At 74.3% G+C, this 12,715-nt stretch carries 11 protein-coding genes; all 11 read right to left on the bottom strand.

Annotation, left to right across the window (positions count from 1 at the left end; translation table 11 throughout):
* Positions 1-83 precede the first annotated feature (83 nt).
* A complete protein-coding gene (locus C7M71_RS19880; protein WP_111493291.1) occupies positions 84-1,253 on the bottom strand; it encodes a hypothetical protein in 1,170 nt (389 codons plus the stop codon).
* 104 nt (positions 1,254-1,357) lie between these two features.
* On the bottom strand, positions 1,358-2,536 hold the full coding sequence (gene moeZ, locus C7M71_RS19875; RefSeq protein ID WP_111493293.1) for an adenylyltransferase/sulfurtransferase MoeZ: 1,179 nt from the start codon (positions 2,534-2,536) through the stop codon (positions 1,358-1,360).
* A gap of 195 nt (positions 2,537-2,731) precedes the next feature.
* Positions 2,732-3,682, bottom strand: a complete 951-nt coding sequence (locus tag C7M71_RS19870; protein ID WP_111493295.1) for an NAD-dependent epimerase/dehydratase family protein — start codon at positions 3,680-3,682, stop codon at positions 2,732-2,734.
* A complete protein-coding gene (locus tag C7M71_RS19865) occupies positions 3,679-4,845 on the bottom strand; it encodes a hypothetical protein (RefSeq protein WP_114914451.1) in 1,167 nt (388 codons plus the stop codon). Before C7M71_RS19865 ends, C7M71_RS19870 begins: the two co-directional genes overlap by 4 nt.
* 121 nt (positions 4,846-4,966) lie before the next feature.
* Positions 4,967-5,278 (bottom strand): hypothetical protein, encoded by a 312-nt coding sequence (locus tag C7M71_RS30765; protein WP_162824311.1) that lies wholly within the window; start codon positions 5,276-5,278, stop codon positions 4,967-4,969.
* Between the two features lie 27 nt (positions 5,279-5,305).
* Positions 5,306-6,670: a glycosyltransferase gene (locus tag C7M71_RS19860; RefSeq protein WP_162824310.1), complete on the bottom strand. Its 1,365-nt coding sequence runs from the start codon at positions 6,668-6,670 to the stop codon at positions 5,306-5,308.
* A gap of 284 nt (positions 6,671-6,954) precedes the next feature.
* Positions 6,955-8,745: an ABC transporter ATP-binding protein gene (locus C7M71_RS19855; protein ID WP_111492134.1), complete on the bottom strand. Its 1,791-nt coding sequence runs from the start codon at positions 8,743-8,745 to the stop codon at positions 6,955-6,957.
* Positions 8,742-9,731, bottom strand: a complete 990-nt coding sequence (locus tag C7M71_RS19850) for an ABC transporter permease (protein ID WP_111492135.1) — start codon at positions 9,729-9,731, stop codon at positions 8,742-8,744. The genes C7M71_RS19855 and C7M71_RS19850 overlap by 4 nt, the downstream gene beginning before the upstream one ends.
* Positions 9,732-9,738: 7 nt before the next feature.
* Positions 9,739-10,716, bottom strand: coding sequence for an ABC transporter permease (locus C7M71_RS19845; RefSeq protein WP_111492136.1), 978 nt, complete (start codon positions 10,714-10,716; stop codon positions 9,739-9,741).
* Positions 10,717-10,726: 10 nt separating this feature from the next.
* On the bottom strand, positions 10,727-12,448 hold the full coding sequence (locus C7M71_RS19840; RefSeq protein WP_111492137.1) for an ABC transporter substrate-binding protein: 1,722 nt from the start codon (positions 12,446-12,448) through the stop codon (positions 10,727-10,729).
* Positions 12,449-12,597: 149 nt separating this feature from the next.
* Positions 12,598-12,693 carry an Ms4533A family Cys-rich leader peptide gene (locus tag C7M71_RS32950; protein ID WP_322975181.1) on the bottom strand — a complete coding sequence of 32 codons (96 nt, stop codon included), beginning with the start codon at positions 12,691-12,693 and terminating at the stop codon, positions 12,598-12,600.
* Between the last annotated feature and the right edge of the window lie 22 nt (positions 12,694-12,715).

The following is a 12,715-nucleotide window of genomic DNA, read 5'->3' as shown; positions in this document are numbered from 1 at the left end:
CGCCGGCGCGCTCCCCAACGCAGCAGCTGTGCGTGCCAGGGCGGCGGGCGGGGCACCGGCTCTTCGCAGGGGCGTGCCGCGGCTTACGGCGGGCCCGAGCCGTGCAGCCAGAAGGCGCCGTAGACGGCCGAGGCGAGGGCGGCGGCGGTCAGGATCAGGGCCGTGCGGCGGGGGCGCAGCCGGGCCAGGGCCAGGGCGATCGGGAGCAGCAGGGGGAAGGCGGGCATCAGCAGGCGCGGCTTGGAGCCGAAGTAGCCCGCTCCGGTGAGGGCCAGCGCCAGGACGACCCCGGCGTAGACCAGCAGCGGCAGCGGCTGGCTCTGCCGTACGCAGCGGGTGTACAGCCAGCCGAGGAGCGCGACGGCGGCCAGCAGGCCGAGGCCGCCGGCGAACGGGGGCGTGGACAGCTGCCGGCCGATGAAGCGGGCGAAGTTCAGGCCGCCGTCGAAGCCATTGCCCCAGCCGCCCTGCACATCCAGGTAGCCGGTGAGGCTGCCGGTGCGCACCCCAACCCAGGCGACATAGCCCAGCCAGCCGAGGGGTGCGATCAGCACGCCCGGGAGCATCCGGGGCTGCGTCCGCCAGGCGCGGCGGTCGCGGAGGAGTTCGGCAACAGCGACCGCCCAGACCGCCGCGACGACCGCGACGCCCACCGGGCGGGTCAGCCCGGCGAGCGCGGCGAGGGTGCCGGCCCACAGCCAGCGGCCGGAGAGCAGGGCGTACAGCGCCCAGGCGGCCAGCGCCGTGAAGAGGGACTCGGTGTAGGCCATCGACTGGACGATGCCGGTGGGCAGTACCGCCCAGAGGGCGACCAGGGCGATGCCCGCGCTGCGCCCGTACACCCGGTCGCCGACGGCGAAGATGCCCCAGGCGGCGGCCAGGGAGGCGAGCCAGCCGACCGCGAGGCCCGCGTCGGCGGGGTGCAGCGGGGTGACGGCGGAGAGCCATCGCTCCAGCCAGGGCAGCAGCGGGAAGAAGGCCAGGTCGGAGTGGACCCGGCCGCCCGGGAGGTGGAGTGTGTACGCATAGCCGTGCTCGGCGACCCGGGTGTACCAGAGGGAGTCCCAGCGGCCGGAGAGCAGCGTGTGCGGGCTCTTGCCGGCGACCGCCGCCCAGCCCGCCAGGGCCGCGAGGCCGAGCAGCCGCACCCCCACGTACACCAGCAGCGCGGGCGCGGCACGGCGGAGGACGGGCGGGCGCGGCGGGTACGGCGGGCTGCCCGGTGGGGCGGCGGGGAGAGCGGTCGCGGTCACCGCAGCGATTATCCGGGTCCGCCCGGACGCACCAGGGCCCGCCCCTCCCCCGCAGCTGCGGGGCGGAAGGGCGGGCCCTGACGGGGCGCGGTGTCGGCGCGCTGTCAGTAGATGGGCTTCTCGGGCTCGATCTGGTTGACCCAGCCCACGACGCCGCCGCCGAGGTGGACGGCGTCGGCGAAGCCGGCCGACTTCAGCACGGCGAGCACCTCGGCGGAGCGGACGCCGGTCTTGCAGTGCAGGACGATCTTCTTGTCCTGCGGCAGGTCCTGGAGGGCGTTGCCCATCAGGAACTCGTTCTTGGGGATCAGACGCGCGCCCGGGATGGAGACGATCTCGTACTCATTGGGCTCGCGGACGTCGATGATGTCGATGGACTCACCGTCGTCGATCCACTCCTTGAGCTGCTTGGGAGTGATCGTCGAACCGAGGACGGCCTCCTGGGCCTCCTCGGACACCACGCCGCAGAACGCCTCGTAATCGATCAGCTCGGTGACCGTCGGGTTCTCCCCGCAGAGCGCGCAGTTGGGGTCCTTGCGGACCTTGACCGTGCGGTACTGCATCTCCAGAGCGTCGTAGATCATCAGCCGGCCGACCAGCGGCTCGCCGATACCGGCCAGCAGCTTGATGGCCTCGGTGACCTGGATGGAGCCGATCGAGGCGCAGAGCACGCCCAGCACGCCGCCCTCGGCGCAGGACGGGACCATGCCCGGCGGCGGGGCCTCCGGGTAGAGGCAGCGGTAGCAGGGGCCGTGCTCGGCCCAGAAGACGCTGGCCTGGCCGTCGAAGCGGTAGATGGAGCCCCAGACGTAGGGCTTGCCCAGCAGCACTGCGGCGTCGTTCACCAGGTAGCGGGTGGCGAAGTTGTCCGTGCCATCGACGATCAGGTCGTACTGGGAGAAGATCTCCATGACATTGGAGGTGTCCAGCCGCTCCTGGTGGAGCACCACATTCACCAGGGGGTTGATCTCCTTGACCGAGTCGCGCGCGGACTCGGCCTTGGGGCGGCCGATGTCGGACACGCCGTGGATCACCTGGCGCTGGAGGTTCGACTCGTCCACGACGTCGAACTCGATGATGCCCAGGGTGCCCACGCCCGCTGCGGCCATGTACAGCAGCGCCGGCGAGCCGAGACCGCCGGCGCCCACACAGAGCACCTTGGCGTTCTTGAGCCGCTTCTGCCCGTCCATCCCGACATCCGGGATGATCAGGTGGCGGGAGTACCGGCGGACCTCGTCGACGGTGAGCTCGGCAGCCGGCTCGACCAGGGGTGGCAGCGACACGGGGACTCCGATGGTCGTCAGTTCGTCTGTTCTCCGACTCAACAGTGTCATGCCAACCCTTATTCCGAGACACCAGGTCCGAGGGGCGAGACGTCCGGCGACGGATGGTGGAACGCCTCCGCCGCCGCCCGGTCCGCCTGGTCTTCCCGGCCTGTCCGGCCTGTCCGGCCTGTCCGGTCCGCCCGCCCGCCCGGGTCAGACGCGGCAGGCGGTCTCGGTCCAGATGTCGGCCAGCGACTCCTCCAGCGGGATACGGGAACGCCAGCCGAGGCGGTCGCGGGCGGTGCGGATGTCGGCCTGACGCCAGGGAACGGGGTCGGGGAGCGGGCGGGGCTCGGGGGGCGGGGTGTCGCCGGTCGGGGCGGGGACCGGGACCACCGGGGCACCGCCGGGGCGGCTCTCCTCCACCAGGCGGCCCTCGAACCCGGAGGCGCGGACCAGCAGTTGGGCGGCGTCACGGACCCGCACCCCGGCGCCGCTGCCCACGTTGATCACACCGGTGGCGGCCGACACCGCAGCCGCCTGCACGGCCCGCGCCACGTCCCGGACGTCCACGAAGTCGCGGTAGGCCGACAGGTCGGCGGTGCGCAGTTGGGAGTCGCCGCGCTCCAGAGCGCGCCGCAGCCCCTCCGCGAGGCGGCCGAAGAGCGAGCCGGTGGGCAGCCCGGGACCGACCGCGTCGAAGACCCGCAGCACCGCCGCGTCCAGCCCGGAGGAGAGCACCAGCTCGGTACCGGCCAGCTTGGTCACGCCATACGGGCCGACAGGGCGCGGCTCGGCGCTCTCCGGGATGGGGCTGCCCACGGGACCCGGTCCGTACTCGGCGGCGGACCCCACATGGATCAGGCGGGCGGGCTCGTGGCTGCGCCGGACGGCCTCGCAGACGGTGGCCACCGCCACGGTGTTGCTGCGGGTCAGGGTGCGGGGGCTGCCATAGGTGGCACCGGCGCAGTTGATGATCACCCGGGGCATCACCGCGTCGAGGAAGCGGGCCAGCGCTCCCGGGCTGCCGGCGGCGAGGTCGAAGCGGATGTCCGCCGTGTCGCGCCGACCGAGGACGGTGACCTGGAGCTCGGGGTCGGCGAGCAGTCGGTCGGCGACGCGGCGGCCGATGAAGCCGTCCGCGCCCAGCAGCAGCACCCTCATGAGGGGGTAGGTCCTTCCGTGAGCGGGGTCCGGGCGGGGAGCCCGGATCGAGCAGGGGTCGGTGACGGGTCCGGGGGCGGCGGCGCACCGCGATGGGCCCCGGGGCGGGTGAGCGCGACCCAGGCCCAGGGGAGCAGCAGCGCCCCGGCCGCCCCGCAGCCGACCAGGGGGACGGCCACCGGGTCGTACGCGGTGAGCAGGGCGCGTCCGGGGAGGTCCCAGGGCAGCGTCCGCACCGCCAGCAGCAGGCCGGTGCAGGCGACCGCCAGGGCCGGCCCGGCGGCGGCGGGCCCGGTACGGCCGCAGCGGAGCAGCAACAGGACGAGGACCAGCAGCAGCGCGGCGGCGGTCTGCGCCGCCCACTGCGGCCCGCCGAAGGAGCCCGCCGCGCCGTGCGGCGGCAGTAGGGCGAGCACCGCCCAGGTGAGCAGGGCGACGGCGCCCAGGTGCAGGGCCACGGCCACCGGCAGCACCGGGGCCATCCGGCGGCGGAACTCACGGCGCGTGGCCGCCGTGTCCAGATGGACCTGCCCGGTGTGCCGGAACCAGCGGGCGCACCACTCGGCCGCCCCCATGCCGACCGCCAGGGCGGCCGGGGCCGTCGGCGGGGCGGGGTCGCCCGCACCGGCGAAGGGCAGCACCAGCGGCATCACCAGCACCGCGCCGATGCCCGCCGCAGAGATCGCCCGCAGGGTCGGCTGCGGACCGGGCGGACCGGTGTGGCTGCGGCCGCCGCCGCCCTGCCAGCGGGCGGTCTCCAGCGCCGTCGCGGCGTACCAGACCCCGGCGACGGCGGCGGCCGAGAGCAGCGCCAGCGGCGAGGACTGCGGTGCCACCGCCCTGATCGCGGCGAAGGCGCCGCAGGGCAGCGCATAGAGCACGGCGGCGAGCAGGCTCGCCCCGGCGCGGCGCCGCCAGGGGTCGGCCGCACCGGCAGCTCCCAGGGCGGCGGGCCGCCGGGGGACCCTGGCGTACAGCTCCTCGGCGAGCGAGAAGACATCGGCGTGACGGCAGCGAGCGACCGCTGCGGGCCCCACTCCGGCCGCCTCCAGCCCGGCGGCGATCTCCAGCGGGTGGGTGGCGGTCTCGCAGAGTTCGCGGTGGCGTTCCATGAGGCGGCGCACCGGGTCGCCCTCGGGGAGCCTGGGCCGGTGGGCGCTCATCGGGCTCCCTCCGGACGGGTCCCAACCTGCACAGGGGTCAAGGTCATGCCGGTCTCCCGGTCGGATGCGGCGGCGAGCGGTCTCCCCGGCCGGACCACGGGAATGCCGCACCGGACGGCGGTCAGGCGGCGGGCAAAGGGCCCACACCGGACGACGGCAGTACGGCGGGCAGCGGTGCCACACCGAATGACGGCGGTACGGCGAGCAGCCGCGCCATACCTAACGGCGGCAGTGCGACAGGCAGCCGGGCCGCAGCAGACGACGGCGGTACGGCGAGCAGCCAGGCCACGGCGAACGAGAGCGGTACGGCGGGCAGCGGTGCCACAGCAGACGGCGGTCGGGCGGCGGGCAGCCAGGGCGCGGCGGACGGGAATGGGGCGGCAGGCAGCCGGGCCGCAGCAGGCGACGGCAGTGCGGCGGGCAGCCGGGCCACGGCGGGCGGGGGTGGGGCAGCGGGGGGTCATGCGGTCTCCCGTTCGGGGAGTGGGGCGGCCGCCCAGTATTCGGCGGGGCGGGCGAAGGGCTCCGCCGTCCGGCCGCCGGCGGTGGGGAAGGCGGGCCAGCGGGAGACGGCGTCGAGGTAGGCCGTGCGAAAGGCGTCGGCGGCAGCCTCGGCCGAGTAGAGCTCCTGGGCCCGCTGCCGGCCGGCCGTACCCAACCGGGCGCGGCGCTCCGGGTCGCACAGCAGGGCGGTGCAGGCGTCGGCCAGGGCCTGCGGGTCGCCGGGCGGGATCAGCAGCCCGGCGGGGCCGACCACCTCCCGAGCGACCCCGAGGTCCCCGGCGATCACGGCCCGGCCGCTGAGCATCGCCGCAACCAGCGGCTCGGGCCGGGGCAGGGCAGGCGCGGGCAGCAGCACCACACTGCCCTCGCCGTACACCAGCCCCGGTCCCGGCGGGTCCGTCGGCTCGGCGTCGTACATCCGCAGCTGGGCGGCGGGGACCTGCTCCCGTACCCGGGCGAAGGCGGCCCGCAGCGCCTCGGGCGGGCAGGTGTCACCCGGGGTACGCACCCAGAGCAGTGTCGGGGCCTCCGGCTCGGGACCGGCGGCGGGGTGGCCGGGGTCCGCGATGCCGTCGCGGACCAGCCGCGTCCTGGCCGGGTCGGCGCCGCACCGCTGCTGCCAGCGCAGGCTGTGCTCGTCGGCCGGGAGGGTCAGCGCGGCCTGCCGCCCGGTCTCCTGCGCCAGCAGCCGGAGGAAGGTGAGCAGCAGCGCCCGCCCCGGCGTGCGGTGCTGCCCGGCCGTGCGGTCGAGGTACTGCTCCCGCAGATGCAGTCGGCGGTCGCTGACCACGAACGGGGTGCCGTGCAGCCGCCGGGCAAGCAGGGCCGGAAGGGCGGTGGGCCCGCCGTCCACGACATGGCAGAGGTCGGGTGGGTCCGCAGCATCCCGGCACCAGGGCACGGCGGCGGGCCGTAGGCAGCGATCCAGCAGGTCGGCGGCGGTCAGTACATCGCGGACCGTCGGGTCGGCCGCCGCCTCTCCCGCGCCCGGGGACCGCCAGGCCCGCTCCAGCACCCGCTGCGCGTCGTCGGGCGCGGGCAGGGCGGCGGCGAGGCCCCGGTCGCCGGCCGACTCGGCCAGGGCGTACAGCGCTGCGGGGAACCCGTCGCTCTCCCGGGGGTCGACCAGCGCGCGCACCAGCGCCTCATAGGAGCGCAGGCAGCGGACCCGGGCCCGCCCGCGCGGACCTCGACGGGGATGGGGTCGGCGCGGACCCGGCCCGACGTGTTGGAAGGCGTACTCGGGCAGGCTGCGGACCAGCCGTTCGCACCACCGGACAGTGCCGGGATCGGCACTCTCGGTGAGCAGCGCAATGCGCACAACGACCTCCAAGGCAGTCCAGGGCGGCGAGAGGGATCGAACGGGTACAGCGACACCGCGCGGCGGATCCGCCGCGCCCCAGGGCCCACCGGGCCCGCCTCCACCACGCATGCCACGGAACCGCGATGAGGCGTGCCCCGACGCCTGTTCGGTCCGACACCAAGACGGTAGGTGCGACTACTGACAGTTCGTCGGTCACCTGCGTGATCGCCACCTGAAGGAGTGAATGTCGGTAACCTCTGCCCCCGCCGACGGCACCCCTCTGCACACACCCGGTCCCGCTCTCAGGCCATCGCCACGCTCCCGGCGCGGTCCGCGTCGCCGTCCGCGTCGCCGTCCAGGCTGCGCAGGGCCCGGCGGGCCTGCCGGCGGGCCGTCGACTCGGCCGGGTCCAGCACCGGTACGGCCGCCAGCAGCCGGCGGGTGTAGGGGTGCTGCGGGGAGTCGTACACCGTGTCGGCGTCGCCCTGCTCCACCACCTGCCCCTGCCGCATCACCGCCACCCGGTCGCTGACCTGCCGGACCACCGCCAGGTCATGGGCGATGAAGACCAGGGTCAGCCCGAGGTCCCGCTGGAGTTCGCCCAGCAGCCGCACCACCTGCGCCTGGGTGGAGACGTCCAGCGCGGAGACCGGCTCGTCGCAGACGATCAGCTTGGGCCGTACCGCCAGCGCCCGCGCGATGCCCACCCGCTGGCGCTGCCCGCCGGAGAACTCGTGCGGATAGCGGTCGTACCAGGCGGCGGGCAGCCCGACCCGCTCCAGCAGCTCGCGCGCCTCGGCCCGGGCCTCAGCGCCGCCGGACCCGGCCGCCAGCAGCGGTTCGGCGATGGAGTCGCCGATGGAGCGGCGCGGGTTGAGCGAGGAGACCGGGTCCTGGAAGACCATCTGGAGGTCCCGCCGGACCGGCCGCAGCGCGCGCTCACCGGCCCGGGCGAGGTCCCGGCCCTCGAAGAGGATGCGGCCGGAGGTGGGTTCCAGCAGCCGCACCATCATCCGGCCGAGGGTGGTCTTGCCGCTGCCGCTCTCGCCGACGATGCCCAGCGTCTCGCCGCGCCGCACCTCCAGCGTGACGCCGTCCACCGCACGGTGCACCGGCCGCCGCCCGAGCAGCCGCCCCAGCCCGGCGGCGGGACCGGCGGAATCGGCGGAATCGGCAGCGCCGCGCGGCGCCGGGTAGTGCCGATGCAGCTCCTCGACCCGCAACAGCACCCCGCCGTCCTCCGCCGCCACATCCGCCGGCTCCCGGCGCGGGGACTCCAGGCGCGGGACCGCCGCGATCAGCTCCCTGGTGTACGGCTGTCCGGGGGCGCGCAGCACGGACTCCACGCCGCCCCGCTCGACCGCGCGGCCACCCTGCATCACCAGCACCTCGTCGGTGGCCCCGGCCACCACGCCCAGGTCATGGGTGACCAGCAGCAGCGCCATGCCGGTCTCCTGCCGCAGGTCGTGCAGCAGGTCCAGGATCTGCGCCTGCACGGTGACATCCAGCGCGGTGGTGGGTTCGTCGGCGACCAGCACCTCGGGTTCGCAGGCCAGCGCCATGGCGATCAGCGCCCGCTGCCGCATACCGCCGGAGAACTCATGCGGATGGGCCCCGGCCCGCCGCGCCGCGTCGGGGATGCCCACCCGGTCCAGCATCCGCACGGCCCGCGCCCGAGCCGCCCGGCGGGAGGCGCCGGTGTGCACCCGGTGGACCTCCGCGATCTGGTCGCCGACCGACCAGAAGGGGTCCAGGGCGGAGAGCGGGTCCTGGAAGACCATGGCGATCCGGTTGCCGCGCAGCCGCCGCAGTTCGCCGTCGGTCGCGGTGTTCACCTCCGTCCCGGCCACCCGTACGCTGCCCGAGACCTCCGCGCCGGTGCCCCGGTGCATCCCGAGCAGCGCAAAGGCGGCCGTGCTCTTGCCGGAGCCGGACTCCCCCACCAGGCCCAGCGAGCGGCCCGCCCGGAGCGAGAAGGAGAGGCCGTCCACGGCGGTGACGGCGCCGGTCGCCGAGCCGGTCGCCGAGGGGAAGGCGACCCGCAGGTCGCGCACAGCCACAAGAGCCTCGTCCGGCAGCAGCTCGTCCGTCATGCCAGGGCCACCCTCGGGTCGGCCACCGCGTACAGCACATCCGCGACGGCGTTGGCGATCACGATGAAGAAGGCGGCGAAGAGCGTCACCCCGACCACCACCGGCAGGTCGATGTGGTTGACCGAGTCCACCAGCAGCCGCCCCAGCCCGTCGAACCCGAAGACCGACTCGGTGAGCGTGGCGCCGCCCAGCATGCCGCCGACGTCGATCGCCAGCAGCGTGACCACCGGCGTGAGGGCGCCGCGCAGGGCGTGCCCCGCGACGATGCGCCGCTCGGAGAGCCCATACGCCCGCGCGGTGCGGATGTGGTCCTCGGCCAGCGTTTCCAGCATGGAGCTGCGCGTCATCCGGGCGTACGCGGCGGCGCTGATCAGCGCCAGCGACAGCCAGGGCAGCACCAGGTTGGCCGCCCACCGGGCCGGGCCGTCGCCGATCGGCACGTACTGCGGGTAGGGCAGCCAGCCCAGGTAGGAACAGAAGAGCATCATCAGCAGCAGGCCGATCAGAAAGACCGGGGTGGACATGCCGCCCAGGGTGAGGGCGGTGAGCAGCCGCTCGGTGACGCCGCCGCGCCGCAGCGCCGACAGCAGCCCGGTGCCGACGCCGACGACCAGCCAGATCACCATGGCGCCCAGGGTGAGCGAGATGTCCACCGGCAGCTTGCTGGTGATCATCCCCAGCACCGGCTGGTCGGTCTGGAAGGAGTAGCCGAAGCAGGGCGCGGCGCAGTGCGTGATGTCGGTGCCCGCGTCATAGTCGCGGCCGGCCACCAGGCCCTGGAGGAAGTGCCCGTACTGCTGCCAGAGCGGCAGGTCGGTGCCGAGCTTGTGCCGGACGGTGGCCAGCCGCTCGCCGTCGCAGCCCTTGCCGCAGACCAGGATCGCCGGGTCGCCGGGGGATGCGTAGAAGAGGAGGAAGACCACGGCGGAGAGCACCAGCAGCAGCAGTGCGGTGCTGACGGAGCGCCGGAGGAGGAAGCGGAGCATGGGGGGATCAGTCCTTGGCGCGGCGCCGGGTGCCGACCCGCAGCCGGGAGGCGGCGCGCGGATCGAGGGCGGTGCGCAGCCCGTCGCCGAAGACGGTGAAGGCCAGCACGGTGGCGAAGAGCAGCCCGGCGGGCAGCAGCACATACGTCGGGTCGGTGCCGTACCAGGTGGTGGCGGTGGAGAGCATCTGGCCCCAGGAGGGGGTGGGCGGCCGGACGCCGACGCCGAGGAAGGAGAGCCCTGCCTCGTAGGCGACATTGACCGGCAGCCGCAGCAGCGCATAGGTGATGACGGGTGCGGCCAGTCCGGGCAGGACCTCCCGGCGGGCCACCCGCCACCGCCCGGAGCCGCCGAGCCGGGCGGCGGCCACATAGTCCAGGCCGCGCAGCGAGAGCACCTGGGCGCGGACCACACGGGCGGTCGAGCCCCAGCCGAGGGCGCCGATGACCAGCGTCAGCAGCACCGGCCGGGGGAAGCTCTCCGGCACGATCGCCATCAGCGCGATGGCGAAGACCAGCTCGGGGAAGGCGATGACCAGGTCCATGGTCCGGCTCAGCACGGTGTCCGCGAGCCGGTTGCCGAGTCCGGCGGCCAGTCCGACCAGGGTGCCGAGGGCGATCTGGACGGCGGTGGCACCGACCGCGACGGCCAGCGACACCCGGGCGCCGTAGGCGAGCCGGGCGAAGACGTCGCGGCCGGTGCCGGGCTCCACGCCCAGCCAGTGGTCGGCGCTCGCGCCGCCGAAGGGGCCGATCGGTACGCCCCCGGTGGCGGAGTCGATCAGGTCGCTGTGGAAGGTGGTCCAGTCCTGGCCCTCAAGTGCGGCCAGCAGCGGCGCCGCCAGGGCGAAGAGCACCAGCAGCAGCATCACGCCCAGCGCCGCCAGGGCGGCCCGGTTGCGGCGCAGCCGCCGCAGGGCCTGGCCCCGCCGCCGAGGGGCGGTGCCCTCGGCGGCGGGGTCGAGGACCGTTGCGGTCTCGGTCAAGGCACTCGCCCTACTTCACCGAGATGCGGGACAGGTCGTAGAGCCCGTTCCACTGGCTGACATAGGCGTTGGTGACGTCCTTGCCGAAGAGCCGCTTGTAGACGGGGTGGTAGAGCGGCACGGTCAGCGCCCGCCTGCCCAGGTCGGCGTCGAGTCGGCCCCAGCGCTCCGCGGCGGCTGCCGGATCGGTGATCTGGTTGACGGCGTCGATCTCGGCGTTGACCGCCGGGTCGTCCAGCTGACTGGCGTTGAAGTTGCCGCCGTCCTTGAGGATCTGCCGGCCGTCGAAGACCGGGGCCAGGAAGGGGCCGCCGGACGGCCAGTCGGCGCCCCAGCTCTGGAGGAAGAGGCCCGGCTCGGTGGCCGGCTTCTGGGTCTTCTCGGAGTAGTCGTTGGCCTCGGACGCCTGGAGCCTGACCGTGATGCCGGCCTTCTTCAGGGCCTCCTGGATCGCGGTGGCGACCTCGGGGCCGCTGCCCTGGCCCGCCAGGGTGGTGTGGCTGAGGGTGATGGTCAGGCCGTCGGGGTAGCCGGCCTCGGCCAGCACCTGCCTGGCCTTGGCGGGGTCGCCCGCGGTGCCGCCGGGGAAGTAGTCGTACGGGGTGTAGCCGAACGCCTTCTGGTCGGGCAGGAAGGTGGTGGCGGGCTTGGCGACGGCGCTGCCGCCGACCGCGTTGACCACCGACTGGCGGTCCACGGCGTAGGAGATCGCCTCGCGCACCTTCTGGTTGTCGAAGGGCTTGGCCTTGGTGTTGAAGGCGAGGTACCAGGTCTCGCCGAAGTAGCCGGTGGCCACCCGGTCCTTCAGCCCCTGCGGGCCGTTCAGCCTGGCCAGTACGGAGGCGTCGATGTCGGTGTCGGTGGTGACGGCCTTGGCGTCGGCGCCGGTGCTGCCGGCCAGCCGCTGGTTGATCACCGCCGGGTCGAGGCCGGACTGCACCACGATCCGGTCCGGTCCGGCCAGCCGCTGGTCGTCGAGCTGCTTCGACCAGTGGGGGTTGCGGTCCAGCACGATGGTCTTGCCCTGGTCGTTGCTGACGACCTTGTAGGGGCCGGAGGAGACCGGGTGCTTCTCGTAGTTGACGCCGGTGTCCTTGGCCTTGGGCACCGGGGCGAACTGGGTGGCGGTGGCCAGGTACGGGAAGTCGCCCTCGGGCTTGCGCAGGTGGAAGACGATGGTGCGGTCGTCCGGCACCTCGATGGAGTCCAGCTCCTTGCCGCCCTTGTACGGGCCCTGGTAGCTCTCGCCGCCGATCAGCCAGTCGCGCAGATAGGGGGCGCCGCCGGGCAGTTCGGCGGCGAAGGACCGCTCGATCCCGTACTTGACGTCCTGGGCCGTGATGGGCGTGCCGTCCTCGTACTTCAGGCCCGCCTTGAGGTGGTACGTCCAGGTCCTGGCGCCGTCGCTGGGCGTGCCGAGGTCGGTCGCCAGGTCGGGTACCGGCTTGGCGCTGTCGGGGCCGTCGGTGGTGTGGTTGCGGGTGGTCAGCGTGCGGAACACCAGCGTGGGGATCTTGCCGCCGCCGGAGGTGTACAGCCGCGCCGGGTCGAAGTGGCCCTGGTCGCGCTGGTTGAGCACGGTCAGGGTGCCGCCCTGGTAGTCGGCGGGGTCGAACGCCTTCTTTCCGGCCGTACCGCCGCCACCCCCGCCACCGCCGCTGCCGCAGGCGACGGCGAGGCTGGACAGCAGCGCCACACCGGTGGCCGCGTACAGGGCCCTGGACTTGCTCATGGGAGTACCTCTCGGGGGTGGTTCCGGTCGTCCCGGGACGGGGACGCGCGGGGGTGGGGAACGGCGCGGGGCGCGGCGGCAGGACGCCGACCGGCCCGGCGGGGAGGGGAGTTGGGTTCGCGGCTGGGGCGTGGTGCCCTGAGGACGCGTCAGCGACAGTCGACGTCGGCGACGCAGAGCGCGGCCACGCCGAGGAGCGCCAGCCGGAAGGCGGCGCTGCGACAGGACGGACCGGTGCGAACCATGAGAGAAACTTTGAACTCTCAT

This window comes from Peterkaempfera bronchialis, from assembly GCF_003258605.2.
GTDB lineage: Bacteria > Actinomycetota > Actinomycetes > Streptomycetales > Streptomycetaceae > Peterkaempfera > Peterkaempfera bronchialis.
The sequence above is the reverse complement of the archived record's forward strand: the minus strand, read 5'-3'. Positions and strand labels throughout refer to the sequence as shown.